Below are 20,084 nucleotides of genomic sequence, written 5' to 3'. Positions count from 1 at the left end.
AAAAGTGAATTTAGTATAGTATAGGGGTAGATAAATTACTTTGAGGTGGTCGGATTGAACATTTCCGTGCAGAAACTGCTTGGGAAAATTGAAGAAGAGCTTAGACAAGCGAAATTAAGTGATTCTGAGGCGCGAATGAGAGAAAAAATATATGCAGTGAAGGCATTGTGCGAGTTAGTCCTTGAGGAACAATCTAGTACTACTAATGCACCGCAGTCTTTTTCTACACCTGCTCCGATTCAAACACCTGTGATGAATCCTTATGGGCAAGTGCAAAAAATGAAAATCGATGAAGAATCGAACGGGGACTCTTTGTTTGATTTTTAAAGAGTTTCCTTACATAGGAATTTTTCAAGAACAGAAGGGGGAAACAAAATGAAGACATTCATTATTTTAGGAGCGATTAATGCCTTTTTAGCGGTTGCTTTGGGAGCTTTTGGAGCTCATGGTTTAGAAGGGAAGCTCGAGCCAAAGTATCTTGATATATGGGAGAAAGCCGTGAAATATCAAATGTTTCATGCAACAGGCTTGTTTATTGTAGCAATTCTCCTTGGTAAGTATCCTGCAAGTGCCCTATTATCTTGGTCTGGCTGGCTCTTGTTTATCGGAATCATTTTATTTGCGGGAAGCCTTTATATCTTAGCTGTCACGCAAATCTCCATTTTAGGAGCGATTACGCCATTAGGGGGCGTGTCATTTTTAGTAGCATGGATATTGATCATTATTGCTGCAGTAAAATTAATGTAATTAAAGAACGGGAATCCTCATTAGTCGAGGTTCCCGTTTTTCGTTATCTTGGTGGATAAGCAGTCGCTGGAGCAGCTGCGTACGGATATTCATATTCCAGCTCTTCATCAAAAGTAGCGTAGCCAAAGTAAACCATCGGGATCAGGTAACGTCTGCCAGACTCAGGGTCACTTAAAATCAAGTGATCGCGCCCTGCTGCTTCAATAATACCTCTGAAAACTTGGGTAGAAGGCCCTTCCGCTGAAACCGTATCAAACATCGCATAAACGGTGGCGAGCTTTCCTCTGTTTAACCTTAAGATATTTTCAATATAGGACTGCTCTAATGGGAGCTGCCCTGGTACCTGTTGTGCAGCACCAGCTGTCGGAAATGTTCCTGTTGCCACAGGTGGAGTTACCGGTTGTGTCTGACCAGCCCCATAACTTGGCTGATACCCGTAGGCCCCCTGACGAGCGTAATAATATGGATTATACGTCAAATTGATTCCCCTCCTAAATTAGAAAGAATTGATAAATCACGTGGACAAAATCGTATTATCATTAATATTCACTATTGCATTGTTATGATTTTTTGAATTCTTTTATGACAAAAAAGGAGGAGGTAGGATGGAAAAAATGCTCAGACTGTTGGCAAACGCTCGCCTACTCAAAAAAATAAATGCCCTCAGCAAAAACTGAGAGCATTTTTTTAATTAATTATACGTTTAAAAAGGATTGTACACGGTTTTCTTCTAGGATGTTTCCAACAAAGAATGAACCGAATTCGCCGTAGCGAGCACTTACTTCATCAAAACGCATTTCATATACAAGTTTCTTGAATTGAAGAACATCATCTGAGAATAATGTTACGCCCCATTCATAATCATCAAAACCAACAGAACCAGTAATGATCTGTTTTACTTTACCAGCATAGCCGCGTCCGATCATACCGTGGCTGCGCATTAAGCTACGTCTATCTTCCATCGGAAGCATGTACCAGTTATCTTCGCCTTGGCGACGCTTGTCCATTGGATAGAAGCAAACATATTTAGATTTTGGTAGAGTTGGATACAAACGTGCCAACACGGCTGGATTTTGATATGGATCTTCGTCAGAAGGTAAATAATTGCTTAGCTCAACAACTGACACATAAGAATGCATTGGAAGTGTGTACTCAGCTAATTTTGATTTGTTGAATTCCGTTTCAATCTCATTTAGCTCTTCCATTGTTGGACGCAAAATCATCATCATGAAATCTGCTTTTTGACCAACAATTGTATATAATGCATGGCTACCTTTTTTATCTGCTTCTGTTGTATTCCATTTATCAACAAGCCCTAAAAATTCATCTATAGCGGCTTGTCTTTCTTCACTAGAAATCATTTTCCAAGTAGTCCAATCAATGGCACGGAAATCATGAAGACAATACCAGCCATCGAGTGTTTTTGCTGCTTCACTCATTACCAATCACTCCTACTTATGTACTGAATTTACCAAGATTACTATAACATAGTTTGCACAGTAAACATATGAATAAACCTTGAACTTTCCATGAATTCCCTTGATCAAATAAGAGAATTTTAGGAAAATATAAACTTTTATTAAGAAAGCGATCTCATTCGTAAGAATTCTTGAATTTTTATCTAGGAGGGGTATGCTAATTGAAGACAAGGATAAAAGGAGGATGTTCACATGAGTGATTTATTCCTAGGTTTAAAAGAAAAAGTTAGCAGTCAAAATGTTAAAATCGTTTTTCCAGAAGGATTAGACGAAAGAATTATTGTAGCTGCAGCAAGATTAGCAGAAGAAAAGGTACTAACACCAATCTTAGTTGGAAACGTTCAAGAAATCGAAGCAAAAGCGAAAGACTTGAATGTATCTGTTGCAGGAATGGAAATATACGATCCGAAAAGCTATGCTCAATTTGATGAGCTTGTTGCTTCATTTGTAGAAAGAAGAAAAGGCAAAGCGACAGAAGAGGACGCACGCAAAATCCTTTTAGACGAAAACTATTTCGGTACTATGCTTGTACATACGAACAAAGCGGATGGACTTGTAAGTGGAGCGGCACATTCTACTGCAGATACAGTACGTCCGGCCCTACAAATTATTAAAACAAAGCAAGGTGTGAAAAAGACATCTGGCGTATTCATCATGGTTCGTGGCGATGAAAAGTACGTCTTCGCTGACTGTGCGATTAATATTGCTCCAGACAGCCAAGATTTAGCGGAAATTGCGATTGAAAGTGCAAGAACAGCAGATATGTTCGACATTAGCCCTCGCGTAGCAATGTTAAGCTTCTCTACAAAAGGTTCTGCGAAATCACCAGAAACTGAAAAAGTGGCAGATGCTGTGAAAATTGCAAAAGAAATGAGCCCAGAGCTTGTTTTAGATGGAGAATTCCAATTTGACGCTGCTTTCGTACCGTCTGTAGCTGAAAAGAAAGCTCCGGATTCACCAATTAAAGGGGATGCCAATGTATTTGTATTCCCAAGTCTAGAAGCTGGAAATATCGGCTACAAGATTGCTCAACGTCTTGGAAACTTTGAAGCAGTTGGACCAATCCTTCAAGGGTTAAACCGCCCAGTAAACGATTTATCAAGAGGCTGTAACGAAGAGGATGTATACAAGCTTTCTCTAATCACAGCTGCTCAAGCGATTAACTAAAGCTTTGCTCAAAGAAGTCAGCCTACTATGGGCTGGCTTCTTTTCATGCTAAAATAGATGAAGATTTAGAGAAGAAGGAGTACCACATTATGAACGTCGGCCAAAACCTATTAGTTCAAAAAGTATGGAGAGTCATCGATCAATCGGTTGTTGGCTTACACGTGAGTGCACTACAATCATTTGGAACGGATGATAGTTTATGTGCATCGGTTGGGGCAGGTCTGTCTCCTGCTACAGCTCGCTCGTGGGTCCATCAGAAAACAATTGTACTTGGGATTCAAGATACGAGATTACCTCATTTACAGGACGGTTTGAACTATTTAAAAGAACAAGGCTATCAATATATTGTACGTAATTCCGGTGGACTTGCTGTTGTCTTGGACGAAGGTGTGCTTAATATTTCGCTCATTTTTCCGGATACAGAAAAAGGCATAGATATCAATCGCGGCTATGATGCGATGCTAGCTTTGATTGAAGAGATGTTTGTGGATACGAATGGAAAAATAGAAGCAATGGAGATTGTTGGCTCCTATTGTCCGGGAAGCTATGACTTAAGCATCAACGGGAAAAAGTTTGCTGGTATATCACAGCGAAGATTGCGCAATGGCGTAGCAGTGCAAATCTATTTATGTGTTAATGGAAGCGGGAGTGAACGAGCGGAGTTAATTAAAAACTTCTATACTCTTGGAAAAAAGAATACAGAAACGAAATTTGCTTATCCTGAAATTGAACCTAATGTGATGGCGTCACTTTCTGAATTGCTGCAAAAGGAGCTTACCGTGCAGGATGTGATGCTTCGCTTTTTACAGGTACTTCACAGTAAAAGTGAGCAACTGTTTTCGGGAACACTAACAGAAGAAGAATTTGCCCTTTTTGAAGGCTATAACCAGCGTGTTATCGAGCGCAATGAAAAGGTCTTTTCTGATATAAAATGATACGTTGTGTTCCTATTGATTGTTATTTTTCTCGTAAATGTCCTAATTTTTTTCTTCGAAAAAAATCTAAAGCCGACATTTACACCTCCTACAAGGTTTAGTGCTACAAATTATTTTTGCATGGCACTTTTCGCTGCTCATTTACTTTTTTTAAGAAATATTGTTATGTATATAAATCAATTTATATCAAAAAGCAACAATCTTTGCGAAAAGAGCCAAATGATAAAAAGCCGTAAACAATTTTTCTTGTTTACGGCTTTTTCATGAGACGTTGTTGCCAATCTTCTCCATCTCTTTAAAAACTTTATTCTGCTACTTTTTCTAGGTTTCCATTGCGGTCCATTTTAAAAGTCGAGGCAGGACGCTCTTCCTCTTCAAACAGCACAAGCTTTCTTGCTCTATTCATAATCTTCATCAATGTCTCGTAATCTTCTTGAATGGTGACAGCATTTTGTTCTAACTGCTCAATTTTCTTTTCGAGTTCTTGATTACTTCTACGGATATCCGTATTTTCACGCTTTAATCTTTCATTCTCACTTTTTAAAATATCAACCTGAAAATTAGAACTACCTAGATTCTGTAAATACGAGATCACTGTATCGAGATTCATGCCACCACCAGTAGCTACAGACGTAGTAGACAATACCGGTGTTGGTGGTGCTTCCATTGCCACTTCCATTTCATGGACTAGACCCATATCGTTTTCGATTGGCTGAGATACATAGCTAATCTCATCTAAGGATGGGACAGGCGGTGAGTATAATAGCTTTTTCTTTCCACCTTGCTCTTTTCCTAGCATTCTTTGCCTTTGCTTTCGTTGTTTCTTCGCAAGCTGCAACGCCTTTTCATAACGGTGGCGGACAACTGCGTTCCAGCGAAAGCCACATGCAGCAGAAGTTCGATTTAACTTATCTCCCACTTCTTCAAAGGCATTCAGCTGTGTGCTGCCTTCCCGTACATGTCGTAGAACGGTTTCGGCTAGCAATAAATCATTTTCATCTGTCCATGCATCTTGACGTACTTTCATATTTTCAACCCCTTAAACTAAAAATAAACATGTTTGATTTCACTTGCTTACTCACAGGATGACCAGAATTTCGAAGGTTTATACCAAATTGTTTAAAAGGATAGTAGATTTTTTGCAATTTTTGTTAATTAAGTCTTTTAAAAATGTACTAAAAATGCCATATTTAAGCAGATAAATTGGCAGAATATCAAAAGTCTACTATTCAGCGCGTAAATAACATAGATTCACTTAAAATATCGAATTGATGGATTACTTCATCAACTTGCATTACCTGACCATACGCGGTAAAATGTCCAATAGACTAAATAGGTACCTGGTACCGTTTGTGGACATGTTCCACCTGAGACGGACAGATGATAGATAGAAAGGGTTGTAATTGAGATGGCAAACGAATTTCGGGTTTGCGATGATTGTCAGGCTGTGAATTTAAAAACATTGATTCCAAAATTAAAGGACATCGACCCAGATGCAAAGATTGAAATTGGCTGTCAATCTTATTGTGGCCCAGGACGTAAAAAAACATTTGCATTCGTAAACAATCGACCATTAGCAGCGTTAACCGAAGAAGAATTAATGGACAAAGTGAACGCTAAATTAAATAAAGCTTAAGCTTAGGCTAGAAAAATCACCTTCATTTTTAGAGGAAAATGGTAGGTGATTTTTTCTTCGCGAAAATCTTGAAAAATGATCTAGGGATAGAGACCTATACCTGATTATTTTTGTCGAAATTGAAAAGATTTTTTCTAATTTTGTAATGATTTGTAAATGAAACAGGGATATAATGAATAACAAGTTGAGATTTACATAGTCGATTACAAAATAATTCTTTTGATGTTAGAGATGCTTATCGAGGCTGACCAAAGCGCTTGCGCTTTTCTGCCAGGAAAGGGGTAAAAAATGCATTACTCTGAACAAAAACTAACAGAAGAAAAAGTGTTCAAAGATCCTGTTCATCGCTATGTACATGTTCGTGATCAAGTTATTTGGGACTTAATTGGCACGAAAGAGTTTCAAAGACTAAGAAGAATCAAGCAGCTCGGTACGACGTTTTTGACCTTTCATGGGGCAGAGCATAGTCGGTTTAACCATTCATTAGGCGTATATGAAATCATCCGTAGAATCGTAGACGATGTTTTTCATGACCGCCCGAAGTGGAACAAAGAGGACAGGCTTCTATCTCTTTGTGCAGGATTGCTCCATGACCTAGGGCATGGCCCTTTTTCCCATTCCTTTGAAAAAGTATTTGACCTCGACCATGAGCATTTTACACAAGAAATTATTTTGGGAAACACAGAAGTGAATGCCGTTTTAACGAAGGTTCATCCTGATTTTCCAAAAAGGGTCGCGGAAGTGATCGGAAAGACTTCTGCGAACAAAATCGTTATTAGCTTAATCTCCAGTCAAATTGATGCGGATCGGATGGATTACCTGCAAAGGGACGCCTATTTTACTGGGGTTAGCTATGGCCAATTTGATATGGAAAGAATCTTGCGTGTCATGCGTCCGCACGAGGATCAAGTTATGATCAAGCAGACGGGGATGCATGCGGTTGAAGACTACATCATGAGCCGCTATCAAATGTATTGGCAAGTGTATTTTCACCCGGTCACACGCAGTGCAGAAGTGATTTTGACGAAGATTCTCCATAGAGTGAAGGAATTGTATCAAAAGGGTTACCGTTTTAAGCAAGAACCAGCCCATTTTACGGCGTTTTTTGAAAATACTCTTACTTTAGAAGACTACTTAAAGCTCGATGAGTCGATTCTCTTTTATTATTTTCAAGTATGGCAGGATGAAGCGGACGAGATTTTAAGTGATTTATGTCTTCGATTTGTTAATCGTAATCTTTTTAAATATGTAGAATTTGACCCGGCAAAAGAGTATAAGAAGCTAGCGGAGCTTTCCGCTCTTTTTGAAAAAGCGGGAATTAATCCTGACTATTATTTAGTAGTCGATTCATCTTCTGATTTACCATATGATTTTTACCGACCAGGGGAAGAGGAAGAAAGACTGCCGATTCATTTATTGATGAAGAGTGGCGAAATTCGTGAATTATCCCGAGAATCGGAAATTGTTGATGCTATTTCAGGGAAACGAAGAACGGACCACAAGCTCTATTTTCCAGAGGACATTTTGAAGGACGATAAGACAAAGAAGAATATAAAGAAACAGATTCGAACGCTGTTAGATATGAGGAGTTGAGCTTTTCGTGTTAAAGGATCATGCTAAGTTGATGCAGGCGATTGCTGCTTCAGGGGAAATTATTGGTCGTAAAAAGCTGCAGAAAATGATTTATATTGCTAAAAAAGTTACCTTCCCGTTCCAGGAGAGATTTCAATTCCATTTTTACGGACCGTACTCAGAGGAGCTTACTTTACGTGTTGAAGAGCTTTGTAATATGGGCTTTCTTGATGAGCTCAAGGAAAAAAAGGGTGGCTATTATCAATATCGCTATACGTTAACTGAATCAGGGAAAGAATTCTTGAGTTTAAATGAAGTGGAGATGCCGTATTTAGAAGAGTGTCTTAACAGTATGAACGGACAAAATGCTAGATTTCTTGAACTGGTTTCGACGGTTTTGTATTTTGATAACTTAGAGAAGGACGAGGTTATCGAGAAAGTATTTACGCTGAAAAAGAAACAAAATTATACGATGGATGAAATCATTCAAGCGTACCAGTATATTGAAGAGCTACAGGCGAAAATTAGGCAGAATTAATGATTAATGGCGTGTGCGTTTGCACTCGTCATTTTTTATGTGCAACGACTTTTTGTATAGTTTTAGGTTTTTCAAGGAAACTAAACTTAGAGATATACAAAAACCCAAAAAAGGAGATGGCCAAATTTGATTGTACGATTTCTAAGAGAAAGTACAGTAGCATCTTGGTTGTTATTAATTCTGAGATTGTATTGGGGATATAGTTGGCTAATCAGTGGATGGGGGAAAATAGCAGATGGATTTGATGCCAGTGGTTTCTTAAAAGGTGCTGTTGCGAATCCTGTACAAGGAACAAATGGTGTTGTGTATGGTTGGTGGACTTCATTTCTAGAAAGATTTGCCCTACCTAATGCAGGTTTATTTAATGTAATGATCCCTTGGGGAGAATTTTTGGTTGGATTAGGTTTAATTCTCGGCTGCTTAACAACAGCAGCTGCATTCTTCGGTATTCTCATGAATTTTAGTTTTTTATTATCTGGAACCATATCTCACAATCCAACAGATATTTTGATGGGAATGTTCATCTTGGTGGCTGGCTACAATGCTGGCCGAATCGGATTAGATTACTTTATCGGGCGATATTTTAAAAGAGATACAGCCTTGGAACGAAGACCAATTGGTGAGCACTAAATATAAATGGCGTGTTGAAACCGAATTGGTTTACACGCCATTTTCTATCTTATTGATCGCTTAAACGTTTTCCGCCTACCGCATAATGATTTTTGGACATTTCTTCGATAAAGACTACGATCGCTTCTTCCTTCGCACCTGTTGTTTCTTTAACAGCTTCAGTAACTTTTTCTACGAGTGCCTTCTTTTGCTCTTCAGTACGACCTTCTAGCATTTTAACAGTAACGTATGGCATGAATGAAACCTCCTAATATGTCATATAAGTGATCGTTCCATATTTTTAAAATAGATGCAAGTACAAGCTAACCTCCTTTTTCACTTTGAGGAAAGAATCATGTATACTTTAGACAGATACGGCTTTCTCGATGGAGTTTTACTTGAAGAGTAAGTAAATACATATAAATAAAGAAGAGGAGTTTTGTGGTTGGAGAATCTTGCGAATTTTTTAGCATTCCCTTTGGAACAGCTTCCTTATGTAATCATAACTTTGATCATTGCTTTTACTGTGCATGAATTTGCCCATGCCTATGTGGCTTATCGATTTGGTGATTCGACTGCGAAAAAGCAAGGAAGATTAACGTTAAATCCGATTCAGCATTTGGATCCGATCGGAACAATCCTACTATTTATTGCTGGGTTTGGATGGGCAAGACCGGTACCTGTTAATCGCTTTTTCTTTAAAAATCCTCGTTTAGCAGGAATTTTAGTATCCGTAGCTGGTCCACTTAGTAATCTAATCATGGCATGCTTAGGTTTTATTATCTGGTACGGATTAGTCGGAACAGGACTTGCGGAAGGAATGTCAGAATTTGTCCCTAATTTTCTAGATACTTTCATTTACTTGAACATGCTCTTGTTTGTGTTCAATTTATTGCCTTTCCCTCCGTTAGATGGATACCGCATCATTGAAGACTTAGTTCCTGGGAATATACGTCCAAAGATGACGCAATTTGAACAGTATGGTTCATTAATTTTTCTTATACTCGTTATAACTCCATTGGATCAATATACGATTCAACCTATCTTAAGTACGCTCATTCCATTTTTTATGGATGGGCTGAATAGTTTCTTCTACAATTTGTTAACTTAGCGTAAAGGAGTGAATTTCCAATGACTGAGAAGAAAAAAAGCATTGGTTTCAATATTATTAAAAGTGATCCAACGGATGGACATAAAGGCTACGGAATAGGAGCATTAAGCTTAGACAATGTTTCACCCGTGATTATTGACGTAGAAGAAGGGGAAGCTGTTGTTGACATTGGCGCAATGCATGCAAGAAGTGCAGTTGAAAAAGGCATCAAATTTTTAAAAACGAAAGAAGAAGTTCCGAATGGAAAGCCATATTGGCTCGTTTGGGTGACGATTGACCGAAAAGAAGAAGGACCTTACTATGCTGGTGTGACGGCTTGTGAGATGACAGTCGATCGCTCGATTCGTCGAGGCTATAAATCTCTTCCTGAGCACGTAAACCGTATGGATAAGTCATTGAAAAGACATATTATCGTCGAGCATATGGACGATAAATCAAAAGGCATTTTAACAGAATTTCTGAAAAAGCATGATCCGGGAATGTGGGAAAGATCCTCGCAACAATTGAAGGATGATCTAGCTATCTAAAATGTGTCTAAATTGTGACAGATTTTCGAATTTCATTTTGGCCACTTGCCGTTTGCAGTAAAAAAAAGGTAAACTATGGTCAGCGAAACACGCTTGTAATACTAGGACACGAAAAGCCTCAAGGACAGAATCCCTTGAGGCTTTTCGATTTTTAGCTCCAGTCTAATAATTTTTTGTACCACGGAACCTTTTCTTGTTTCTTCTTCGTTGGTTCCTCTTTGCTCGGTGCTTCATCATCTGTAATATGTTCGGTACAATATTCAGTTGGCTCAGTTCCTGCAACATAATAGGTGAGCCTTTGAATTGGACAATCTTCCGTGGCAAGCTTACCGCTTTCCGGATTAATATAGACCCCGACCGTTTCTTTTGGCGCTTTGAACGATTTTATCGGTTCTCCTTCTAACGCATCCTCCATAAAATGAGCCCAGATTTTTTTCGCATAGGTTTTTTCGGCAACTGTCTCAATTGGCTTACCTTGGTCATACCCTGTCCAAACAGCTGTAACGAGCTGAGGGGTAAAGCCGATCATCCAGTTATCTGTATTGGTAGACCCTGATTTTCCTGCGTAAATACGGGTAATATCATTAATGACCGTATTTCCAGTAACACTTGTATAGCCGTTTAATTTCCGATCAAACATGCCTGTCATCATATGGGTCGTGACAAAAGCGGCTTCTGGACGTAACACTTGTTCACTTTCTGACTTGTATTCGTAAATGACGTCTCCACGATGGTCCTCAACCCGGGTAATCAACACTGGTGTGACCTTCTTGCCTCCGTTGGCAAAATGACTGTAGGCGTTGGCCATTTCTAGTACACGGACACCAGATGTCCCTAAAGCAAGGGAAGGAACCTTTTGTAGATCTGTTGAAATGCCCAATTTTTTCGCTGTTTCAACGAGTGTTTCTTCACCAAGGAACAAATGCGTTTTGACAGCAAAAACGTTATCAGATAAGGCAATTGCTTGTGCCATCGTAATCTCTTCATTCGCATATAAATTATTGTAATTATGTGGCGTGTATTCCGGCTGATTGTTATCAAATCGGAACGTTGTCAGTTCGCTCCGCATCGTGGTCGATGGAGTGAAGCCTTGCTCAATCGCTGCATAATATAAGAACGGCTTCATCGTCGAGCCAGGTTGGCGAACCGCTTGTGTTGCTCGATTAAAGGGGCTCTCCTGATAATTTCTTCCGCCGACCATTGCTTTGACATAGCCATTTTTCGGATTCATCGCAACAAAGCCTATTTGAATGACAGAATCTTTGTCGACCAATTGCTCAATATTCTTTTCGGCAGCCTCCTGCTGTTTCGTATCTAACGTCGTATAGACACGTAAACCTCCAAGCTCGATAGTTTTCTCGTCCAAATGTAAAACATTTTTTAAAGCACCTTTGACTGCGTCCTGAAAATATGGGGCAATTTTCGTAACGGAATGGGTGTGCTCGCCTGTAATCTCGAGTTTCTGAGTAGAAGCGGCCGTTGCTTCCTCTTCAGAAATCCACTTTTCTTTTTTCATCGTTTGTAAAATTAACTGCTGACGATTTGTCGCTTTTTCCATGGAAGTAAGTGGTGAATAGTAAGTTGGTCCTTTTGGAATTCCTGCAAGCATAGCAGCTTCCGCCAAACTGAGATCAGAAGCATGTTTTCCAAAATAAAATTGGCTAGCTGCCTCGGCACCGTACGCACCTTCACCGTAATAAATTGTATTTAAATAACCTTCTAAAATTTCGTTTTTTGAATAGTTCATTTCGATCCGTAGCGTATAAAAGGCCTCGAGTAGCTTTCTTTTCCATGTTTTTTCGTGCTCTAGAAAAAGATTTCGGGCATATTGTTGACTGATGGTACTTGCTCCCTGTACCTTATCCAATGCTTTCAGATCGGCAAGAGCTGCACCGGCAATTCTTTTTAAATCAAAGCCATGGTGATTATAGAAGCTACGATCCTCAATCGCTAACGTGGCGTCGACAAGCTCAGGTGCGATTTCATCAAGAGCGACCCAATATCGTTTCTGTCCATTATGACTTTCACCTATTAACGTCCCATCATCTGAGTAATAAAGGGAGGATTGAGGCACAGATAGCGGTGGAGGGCCAAGAATTTTTGCATAGATAAGAATGCCTGCATATAAAATCAAAACGAGCGCTACCCCAATTGACCCGACAATGAGCAACGCTCGTAAATATTTAATTGTTCTTCTAAACCGCTGATCCGTCATCAGTTCCATCGTGCCACCCCCATTTCTCTCCATAATCTTTTATTACTCAGTATGAAAAAATTGGTAGAGTTTTAAACGTGGCGAGTGAAATTAAATTTCTTTCTTTTAAAATTCGCTAGATTCACTTATACTTTTCTCATGTTTGCAAAAATGTTGGGGAATACTAGCCCGGAATAATCCTTTTAGGAAAGGGCTGAAGAAAATGAGTATTTGGTTTACGGAGAAACAGACAGAGAACTTTGGCATCACGATGAAAGTGAAGCAAACCTTACATACGGAACAAACGGAATTTCAAAAATTAGATATGATCGAGACAGAGGAGTGGGGCAATATGCTTCTCCTTGATGATATGGTCATGACATCAATCAGGGACGAATTTGTCTACCATGAAATGGTTGCGCATATTCCTTTGTTTACCCATCCAAATCCGGAGCAGGTGTTGGTTGTTGGTGGGGGAGACGGAGGCGTCATCCGTGAAGTGCTGAAGCACCCGAGTGTGAAAAAAGCGACCCTCGTTGATATCGATGGCAAGGTCATCGAATACTCGAAAAAGTTTTTACCGGAAATAGCTGGAAAGCTCGATGATCCTCGAGTCGAAGTAAAGGTCGATGATGGCTTTATGCACATTGCAAAAAGCGAGAACGAATACGACGTGATCATGGTCGATTCGACTGAGCCAGTGGGGCCAGCAGTCAATCTTTTTACAAAAGGCTTCTATGCGGGGATTTCGAAAGCTTTGAAGGAAGACGGGATATTTGTCGCTCAATCGGACAATCCGTGGTTTAAAGCAGATCTTATTCGCAGTGTACAGAAGGACGTAAAGGAGATTTTTCCGATTACTCGACTCTACATCGCGAATATTCCGACCTACCCAAGTGGGATGTGGGCTTTTACCATCGGTTCGAAAAAGTATGATCCCCTTGAGGTAAGCGACGATCGCTTCCACGAGATTGAAACGAAGTATTATACGAAGGAATTACATAAGGCTGCCTTTGTTCTTCCAAAGTTCGTAAAAGATTTAGTAGAATAGTCGATTTCACAATAGATGAGTGAAATGGCTCTATATAAAAAGAATTTTTGCATGTATGGAGGAAATTTTGATGCGTTTTGATGAAGCTTATTCTGGAAATGTGTTTATTAAGAGTCACCCAAACTATGAAGAGAGCCAAGCCGTTCTTTACGGAATGCCAATGGACTGGACAGTTAGCTATCGTCCTGGATCTCGTTTTGGTCCGACTCGTATTCGCGAAGTATCAATTGGACTTGAGGAGTACAGTGCATATCTAGATCGCGAGTTAGAAGATGTGAAATATTTTGATGCTGGAGATATTCCACTTCCTTTTGGGAATCCTCAAAAGAGCCTTGATTTAATCGAAGAATACATTGATCAATTATTGGCAGAAGGGAAATTCCCTCTTGGAATGGGAGGAGAACACCTCGTTTCCTGGCCAGTCATTAAAGCAATGTATAAAAAGTATCCTGATTTAGCGATTATTCATATGGATGCTCATACAGACTTGCGAACTGATTATGAAGGGGAGCCACTTTCTCATTCAACACCAATCCGCAAAGCAGCTGAGCTTATTGGTCCTAGCAATGTGTATTCTTTCGGGATTCGTTCAGGGATGAAAGAAGAATTTGAGTGGGCAAAAGAAGTGGGTATGCATATTTACAAATTTGATGTGCACCAGCCTCTTATGGAAGTTTTACCGAAGCTTGCAGGACGTCCAGTTTATGTAACGATTGATATCGATGTACTGGATCCGGCTCATGCACCTGGAACAGGAACAGTAGATGCTGGCGGTATCACTTCAAGAGAGCTACTTGCATCTATTCATGAAATTGCTCGTTCAAACGTGAACGTAGTTGGAGCGGATTTAGTAGAAGTTGCACCAATTTACGACCCATCTGAACAAACAGCAAACACAGCAAGCAAGCTTATCCGTGAAATGATTTTAGGCTTTGTAAAATAAATGGTACAATGATACAATCGGCTCTTTTGGTGCCGGTTGTATTTTTTCGTAAAAGTGTCCATTCCACAAGAGCTGTGGAAGGTACCACATCAAATGGAATAATGATATAGTAATGGATAGAGTATTTTTATAGATAGAGGATGCATTTATAACACAATCGTTAAAATCCTAAAACCGATTTTAACGTAGTAAAAGCTATTTGGTACTTAATAATAAGTTTACAAACTCTTTTCTCATTCATTTTAGGCTTGAATTTTTGAGATTATATTTTAACGCATAATCTAATTTCAAAAGTAATTATAGTTTGAGAAAAGAGCTAGAGGAAGAAGGTTGTTTGCTGTTGTCAGGAACTCCTGTTGAACATACGCCCGTAAAAATTAAAGTGACAACAACGATTTGGGATGGTGGCGAGAAGGAAACTTTTGAATTAACGACATTTGGTCGATACTATGAAAAAAGTAACTCGTCTTACCTTCAATATGAGGAAATTATGGAGGAAGGAACCGTCAAATCGATCGTCAAAGTCTCCAAAGATGAAACCTTGATTTTAAGAAGCGGTGCCATTACCATGAGAATGGTGTTTGAAATGAATAAAAAGCACCTTGGTCGCTATGAAACGCCATTTGGTACAATGGGGATTAGTACACGAACGAAAAGGCTCGCGCATAATTTTGAAGCGCATAGTGGAGCCATTGATATATTATATGAATTACATATGCAAGGAGCCCTTGCAGGTACATATCATCTGGAAATTAGTTTTGAGGAGGAGAAGAAATGAACATCGTTCAGGAAGTACAAAGCAAATTAAAGGACGAAATCAAAGCGGCTGTTGTGAAAGCAGGACTAGCAGCTGAAGCTGAGATTCCAAGCGTTATATTAGAAGTGCCAAAGGATAAAACGAACGGGGATTATTCTACGAATATGGCGATGCAGCTGGCAAGAGTCGCGAAAAAAGCACCGCGTATGATCGCCGAAGAACTCATTCAGAACTTTGATAATACAAAAGCATCGATTGAAAAAATTGAAATTGCTGGACCTGGATTTATCAATTTTTATATGGATAATAGCTATTTAACAAACTTAATTCCAACGATTTTAACTGCTGGCGACAAGTACGGAGAGACGACGGTTGGCAACAATCAAAAGGTTCAAGTTGAGTTTGTTTCAGCGAACCCAACTGGTGATCTACATTTAGGACATGCTCGTGGAGCTGCGGTTGGGGATACCCTTTGCAATATCCTTGATAAAGCGGGCTACGATGTGTCTCGTGAGTATTATATTAACGATGCTGGTAACCAAATTAACAATCTTGCATTATCAGTTGAGGCTCGTTATTTCCAAGCCCTTGGTATGGATAAGCCAATGCCTGAAGATGGCTATCATGGCGAAGACATTATCGGAATCGGGAAGAAACTAGCAGAAGAGTTTGACGACAAATATGTTCATATAGATGAAAAAGAACGCTTCGACCTGTTCCGTGAGTACGGATTGAAATACGAAATGGCGAAGCTGAAGCAGGACTTAGAGGATTTCCGTGTATCCTTTGATGTTTGGTATTCAGAGACTTCACTTTATAACAATGGAAAAATCGATACTGCTTTACAAGCATTGAGAGATAACGGTCATATTTATGAAGAAGATGGAGCAACTTGGTTCAGATCCACTGAATTAGGGGATGATAAGGACAGAGTTTTAATCAAACAAGATGGTTCTTATACGTACCTAACTCCAGACATTGCTTACCATAAGGACAAGCTTGAGAGAGGCTTTGAAAAGCTGATCAATATTTGGGGTGCCGACCACCATGGTTATATTCCTCGTATGAAAGCAGCGATTCAAGCGCTTGGTTATGATAAGGACGCTCTGGAAGTGGAAATCATTCAGCTTGTTCATTTATATAAAAATGGCGAGAAAATGAAAATGAGTAAGCGTACAGGAAAAGCTGTTACGATGCGTGACCTTGTGGAAGAGGTAGGATTAGACGGAGTACGTTATTTCTTCGCAATGAGAAGTGCCGATACGCATATGGACTTCGATTTGGATTTAGCGGTATCTCAGTCCAATGAAAACCCAGTTTATTATGCGCAATACGCACATGCACGTATTTCAAGTATTCTTCGTCAAGGTGTAGAGCAAAACATTTCCTTTGACGCTAACATCGATTTAACGCAAATCTCTGCTGAAAAAGAATTTGAGGTACTGAAAAAGTTAGGTGAGTTCCCACTTGCAGTAGCTGAAGCAGCTCAAAAGCGTATGCCACACCGCATTACGAACTATATTTTTGAATTAGCATCAGCCTTCCATAGTTTCTATAACGCTGAGAAGGTATTAGATCCCGAAAATATCGAACGGACTAAAGCTCGTCTTGCATTAATTAAAGCAGTACAAGTCACATTGAAAAATGCTTTATCATTAATCGGAGTATCAGCACCAGAGAAAATGTAACAGGAATGCTCTTTTCGCAAAAATAATTTGTGGCACTACACGAAGTAGGACATTTACGAAAAAAACCACGAGTTATACGAAAACAATGTACAGGAAAAAAGGGTCTCTTTGTGGGCCCTTTTTCATGTAAAGCTAGTTGGAGGCAAGAAAGAAATGAACTATGATCGATCTGTCGAAGAATATGTCAATCATCAAGAAATATATACCCCAGTAGATGTCCGGTCCCCAGGTGAATTCCGGGAAAATCGCATTCCGAATGCAGTGAATATCCCTCTTTTTACCGATGAAGAACGAGCAGAAATTGGAACATTGTACAAGCATGAAGGCCAAAAGGCAGCCAAGTGGCGAGCGATGGAGATCGTTTCTCCAAAGTTACCTAACTTGTTAGCGGAGATTCGCAAAGTGGAAGAAACGCATAAAAAGCCTCTTCTCTATTGCTGGCGCGGAGGAATGCGCAGTCAGTCGATTGCTCATTTTGCGATGATGTCTGGCTTGCATATTCAACGATTAGATGGCGGTTATCGGGCTTACCGCGAATATGTAGTTCAGCATATTGCCGAACTACTCCCGGAACAGGCAGTCGTGATCTATGGACTAACAGGAACAGGGAAGACGGATATTTTACATGAATTAACGAAATTGGGCTATCCTGTCCTTGATTTAGAAGGCTACGCGAATCATAAAGGCTCCGTTTTTGGTGCGTTAAGTGGTCAAGCACCGCATAATCAAAAAATGTTTGATGCTTTATTGTATGAGGACTTACAGAAGATCGCGGGAAGTAGCTATTTCTTCATGGAAGGGGAGAGCAAGCGGATCGGCCATGCGGTTCAGCCTCCAGAGCTTTATGAGAAAAAAGAAAACGGCATTCATATTCGAGTGAATTCTAGTCTTGAAAAAAGAGTGGAAAGAATTTATGAGCAGTACGTGGAAGAAACGGATGCTTTTCACGAACGGGTAGAATTTGCTTTGGGCAGAATTATGAAAAGGGTGAAGCCGCAGGAGATTCAACTTGAGCTTCAGCGTTGTCTCGAGGAAAGAGATTATAAGGAAATGATTCGCCTCCTCATCGTTTATTATTATGATCCAAGGTATGATAACAAAATCAGTGAAACGATTCATACCGAGCTTGAAGTGAATAGTGACTCGATAGAAGAGGCAACGAAAAAAATCGCCGCTTTTATCGACGAAAAAATGCATACAAAGCAAATCCAGTCATGATTTCCGTCAATACGGACAAAATAACTTAAAGTCGTTTTCAAAGATTTTAAGGAGGACATCATGAAACTTGTATTGCTAGCGCTCGCCTCAGGCTTTATAGTCGGTTTTATTTTTGCACTGATAAAGCTCCCAATTCCAGCTCCCCCAGCACTGTCAGGTGTAGCAGGAGTTGTCGGAGTTTACCTAGGCTTCAAAGTATTTCAACAAGTCTCCCCGTGGATACAGAGTATTTTTAAGTGATAGATAAAATCGAGTATCGAACCATGACGGTTCAATACTCGATTTTTTTGTTGAAGGAGATGCTTTTTTCCATAACTCACTATTTTTAGTTTCCTCGAGTGGTCTATGAAGACACTAAATTCGAGTTGGCCCGTAAATAGAGTCCGCATGAACGGCTCATGAAGACACAAATTCGAGTTGGCCCGTAAATAGAGTCTGCATGAAAGGGTCATGGAGACACTAATACGAGCTGGGCAGGAAATAGAGTCTGCATGAAAGGCTCATGAAGACACAAATTCGAATTGGCCCGTAAATAGAGTCCGCATGAAAGGCTCATGGAGACACTAAATCGAGTTGGCCCGTAAGTAGAGTCCGCATGAAAGGTTCATGAAGACACAAATTCGAGTTGGCCCGTAAGTAGAGTCCGCATGAGAGACTCATGAAGACACAAATTCGAGTTGGCCCGCAAACCACGGAACACCCGGGAAGGGGATAATGTTATAGAAAGTACGCAATCCTCTTTGCCAGCCATTCCTTCACACCCGACATAAACCCCATTGACTGTAACTGACTTAACGATAGCTTACTCGAATCCTTCAAATCCTCCTCAAGAATTCGTTTCGCCTCTTCAATTTTGATCGAGTCATAAATATAACAATTAATTTCATGATTCAAGAAAAAACTCCGATTATCAAAATTGGCTGTCCCTAAATCACATACTTCATCATCAATGAGCAGCACCTTCGCATGATAAAACCCATTTTTAAATTGATAGACGTTACCGCCCTTTGCTAAAATCGGTCGCAAATAGCGATAGGAAGCTTCCTTGACCAATGGATGATCAGCAGTATAAGGTACAATAATGGTCAGCGTGACTCCTCTGTCTATAGCATTTAGCAAATCCTTGAAGATCGTTTTACTCGGAATAAAATAAGGTGAGCCAATCGTAATCGATTTTTTCGCGCCTCTAATTAAAGTAGAAAAAGCTTTTTCAAGCAAGAATCCCTCTGTTGAAATCACTTTATGGCGAACAGAACCCTTGCTTAGTGGTGGAAAATAAACCTCATTTTGCAGTAGATTCGTTTTCGATGCTTCCTGCCAGTCGAGGAGAAATTGTAGCTGCAAGTCTTGAACACCTTCTCCTGTTATTTTAAGATGATAATCGCGCCAAGGACTTAGTTTCGGATCCTTATCAATATACTCCTTCCCCACATTGTACCCACCTAAGTACCCGACCTTCCCGTCGATGACGGTAATTTTTCGATGATTACGAGCTTGTGAGGTAAAAAAGAAAAACGGAGCACGAGGCATATTTGAAAAGAAAAAAAGAATTCCTGCACTTTTTAACTCTTTAATTTGTTTCTTCTTAATCTTCATTCCCCCAGCCCAATCGACTAAGAGTCGAACTTCAATGCCTTCCTCAGCTTTCTTCTTTAAAATCGTTAAAAATTCCTGACTAAATTGATCATTTTTACAAATATAAAAAAGAATGTGGATATGCTTTTGGGCATTTTTTAATTCTTCGAACATATCCTTAAATAAGTCCGTCCCATGAGTGAAAATTTTAATATCGCTATCACGGAACGGAAACACATTGCTTTTTATCTGAGAGAGAAAGTTTTTTCTCCCCAATTTAAAATCAACAGTTAAATAAGCAACTATGATGAAGATAGCAATCAAAATGAAGCTGATTA

Annotated in this window: 22 protein-coding genes; 16 read left to right on the top strand and 6 right to left on the bottom strand. The window is 39.7% G+C overall.

Annotated elements, in window-relative coordinates; genetic code table 11:
* The first annotated feature begins 66 nt into the window (after positions 1 to 66).
* Positions 67 to 327 (top strand): YwdI family protein, encoded by a 261-nt coding sequence (locus FAR12_RS08285; protein ID WP_246010344.1) that lies wholly within the window; start codon positions 67 to 69, stop codon positions 325 to 327.
* A 48-nt stretch (positions 328 to 375) separates the two neighbouring features.
* A complete protein-coding gene (locus FAR12_RS08280; protein WP_126408226.1) occupies positions 376 to 747 on the top strand; it encodes a DUF423 domain-containing protein in 372 nt (123 codons plus the stop codon).
* Between the two features lie 43 nt (positions 748 to 790).
* Here FAR12_RS08280 and gerQ read toward each other — a convergent pair whose 3' ends face one another.
* Positions 791 to 1,225, bottom strand: a complete 435-nt coding sequence (gene gerQ / locus FAR12_RS08275; RefSeq protein ID WP_126408225.1) for a spore coat protein GerQ — start codon at positions 1,223 to 1,225, stop codon at positions 791 to 793.
* Positions 1,226 to 1,442: 217 nt separating this feature from the next.
* Positions 1,443 to 2,186 (bottom strand): hydrogen peroxide-dependent heme synthase, encoded by a 744-nt coding sequence (gene hemQ / locus FAR12_RS08270; RefSeq protein ID WP_126408224.1) that lies wholly within the window; start codon positions 2,184 to 2,186, stop codon positions 1,443 to 1,445.
* A gap of 231 nt (positions 2,187 to 2,417) precedes the next feature.
* Between hemQ and pta the strand changes: the two genes are divergently transcribed.
* Entirely contained in the window at positions 2,418 to 3,392 is a 975-nt protein-coding gene (gene pta / locus FAR12_RS08265; protein WP_126408223.1) for a phosphate acetyltransferase, read from the top strand.
* An 89-nt stretch (positions 3,393 to 3,481) separates the two neighbouring features.
* On the top strand, positions 3,482 to 4,327 hold the full coding sequence (gene lipL, locus FAR12_RS08260; RefSeq protein ID WP_126408222.1) for an octanoyl-[GcvH]:protein N-octanoyltransferase: 846 nt from the start codon (positions 3,482 to 3,484) through the stop codon (positions 4,325 to 4,327).
* 304 nt (positions 4,328 to 4,631) lie between these two features.
* Here lipL and FAR12_RS08255 read toward each other — a convergent pair whose 3' ends face one another.
* The gene (locus FAR12_RS08255) at positions 4,632 to 5,354 is read right to left on the bottom strand and encodes an RsfA family transcriptional regulator (protein ID WP_126408221.1); all 723 of its coding nucleotides are present in this window, start codon (positions 5,352 to 5,354) and stop codon (positions 4,632 to 4,634) included.
* A 381-nt stretch (positions 5,355 to 5,735) separates the two neighbouring features.
* Between FAR12_RS08255 and FAR12_RS08250 the strand changes: the two genes are divergently transcribed.
* The 4 genes from FAR12_RS08250 to FAR12_RS08235 all read left to right on the top strand — a co-directional run bounded on the left by FAR12_RS08250 (position 5,736) and on the right by FAR12_RS08235 (position 8,703).
* Positions 5,736 to 5,963, top strand: coding sequence for a YuzB family protein (locus FAR12_RS08250; RefSeq protein WP_126408220.1), 228 nt, complete (start codon positions 5,736 to 5,738; stop codon positions 5,961 to 5,963).
* A 288-nt stretch (positions 5,964 to 6,251) separates the two neighbouring features.
* A complete protein-coding gene (locus tag FAR12_RS08245) occupies positions 6,252 to 7,556 on the top strand; it encodes an HD domain-containing protein (protein WP_126408219.1) in 1,305 nt (434 codons plus the stop codon).
* Positions 7,557 to 7,563: 7 nt separating this feature from the next.
* Positions 7,564 to 8,073: a YwgA family protein gene (locus FAR12_RS08240; protein ID WP_126408218.1), complete on the top strand. Its 510-nt coding sequence runs from the start codon at positions 7,564 to 7,566 to the stop codon at positions 8,071 to 8,073.
* Positions 8,074 to 8,199: 126 nt separating this feature from the next.
* On the top strand, positions 8,200 to 8,703 hold the full coding sequence (locus tag FAR12_RS08235; protein WP_126408217.1) for a DoxX family protein: 504 nt from the start codon (positions 8,200 to 8,202) through the stop codon (positions 8,701 to 8,703).
* Positions 8,704 to 8,752: 49 nt separating this feature from the next.
* Here the strand turns inward: FAR12_RS08235 and thmT are convergent, their stop codons facing one another.
* Positions 8,753 to 8,938, bottom strand: a complete 186-nt coding sequence (gene thmT / locus FAR12_RS08230; protein WP_126408216.1) for a 2-hydroxymuconate tautomerase — start codon at positions 8,936 to 8,938, stop codon at positions 8,753 to 8,755.
* Positions 8,939 to 9,127: 189 nt separating this feature from the next.
* Between thmT and FAR12_RS08225 the strand changes: the two genes are divergently transcribed.
* Complete coding sequence (locus FAR12_RS08225; RefSeq protein WP_126408215.1) at positions 9,128 to 9,793, top strand: site-2 protease family protein; 666 nt, start codon at positions 9,128 to 9,130, stop codon at positions 9,791 to 9,793.
* A 20-nt stretch (positions 9,794 to 9,813) separates the two neighbouring features.
* Positions 9,814 to 10,320, top strand: a complete 507-nt coding sequence (locus tag FAR12_RS08220) for a YwhD family protein (protein WP_126408214.1) — start codon at positions 9,814 to 9,816, stop codon at positions 10,318 to 10,320.
* A 151-nt stretch (positions 10,321 to 10,471) separates the two neighbouring features.
* On the opposite strand, the gene FAR12_RS08215 is transcribed toward FAR12_RS08220, so the two are convergent.
* The gene (locus tag FAR12_RS08215) at positions 10,472 to 12,544 is read right to left on the bottom strand and encodes a transglycosylase domain-containing protein (protein WP_126408213.1); all 2,073 of its coding nucleotides are present in this window, start codon (positions 12,542 to 12,544) and stop codon (positions 10,472 to 10,474) included.
* Positions 12,545 to 12,737: 193 nt separating this feature from the next.
* Here FAR12_RS08215 and speE point away from each other — a divergent pair, with 193 nt between their 5' ends.
* The 6 genes from speE to FAR12_RS08185 all read left to right on the top strand — a co-directional run bounded on the left by speE (position 12,738) and on the right by FAR12_RS08185 (position 18,411).
* Positions 12,738 to 13,565, top strand: coding sequence for a spermidine synthase (gene speE / locus FAR12_RS08210; RefSeq protein WP_126408212.1), 828 nt, complete (start codon positions 12,738 to 12,740; stop codon positions 13,563 to 13,565).
* Between the two features lie 70 nt (positions 13,566 to 13,635).
* Positions 13,636 to 14,508 carry an agmatinase gene (speB, locus tag FAR12_RS08205; RefSeq protein WP_126408211.1) on the top strand — a complete coding sequence of 291 codons (873 nt, stop codon included), beginning with the start codon at positions 13,636 to 13,638 and terminating at the stop codon, positions 14,506 to 14,508.
* Positions 14,509 to 14,812: 304 nt separating this feature from the next.
* Positions 14,813 to 15,286: a YwiB family protein gene (locus FAR12_RS08200; RefSeq protein ID WP_342772297.1), complete on the top strand. Its 474-nt coding sequence runs from the start codon at positions 14,813 to 14,815 to the stop codon at positions 15,284 to 15,286.
* Entirely contained in the window at positions 15,283 to 16,953 is a 1,671-nt protein-coding gene (gene argS / locus FAR12_RS08195; RefSeq protein WP_126408210.1) for an arginine--tRNA ligase, read from the top strand. The genes FAR12_RS08200 and argS overlap by 4 nt, the downstream gene beginning before the upstream one ends.
* Positions 16,954 to 17,106: 153 nt before the next feature.
* Positions 17,107 to 18,171, top strand: coding sequence for a tRNA 2-selenouridine(34) synthase MnmH (gene mnmH / locus FAR12_RS08190; RefSeq protein ID WP_126408209.1), 1,065 nt, complete (start codon positions 17,107 to 17,109; stop codon positions 18,169 to 18,171).
* Between the two features lie 60 nt (positions 18,172 to 18,231).
* Positions 18,232 to 18,411, top strand: coding sequence for a XapX domain-containing protein (locus FAR12_RS08185; RefSeq protein ID WP_126408208.1), 180 nt, complete (start codon positions 18,232 to 18,234; stop codon positions 18,409 to 18,411).
* 477 nt (positions 18,412 to 18,888) lie between these two features.
* Here the strand turns inward: FAR12_RS08185 and cls are convergent, their stop codons facing one another.
* Positions 18,889 to 20,070 carry a cardiolipin synthase gene (cls, locus tag FAR12_RS08180; protein WP_246010343.1) on the bottom strand — a complete coding sequence of 394 codons (1,182 nt, stop codon included), beginning with the start codon at positions 20,068 to 20,070 and terminating at the stop codon, positions 18,889 to 18,891.
* Positions 20,071 to 20,084 lie beyond the last annotated feature (14 nt).

It is taken from the genome of Bacillus yapensis, assembly GCF_005280205.1.
Taxonomy (GTDB): domain Bacteria; phylum Bacillota; class Bacilli; order Bacillales; family Cytobacillaceae; genus Robertmurraya; species Robertmurraya yapensis.
The sequence above is the reverse complement of the archived record's forward strand: the minus strand, read 5'-3'. Positions and strand labels throughout refer to the sequence as shown.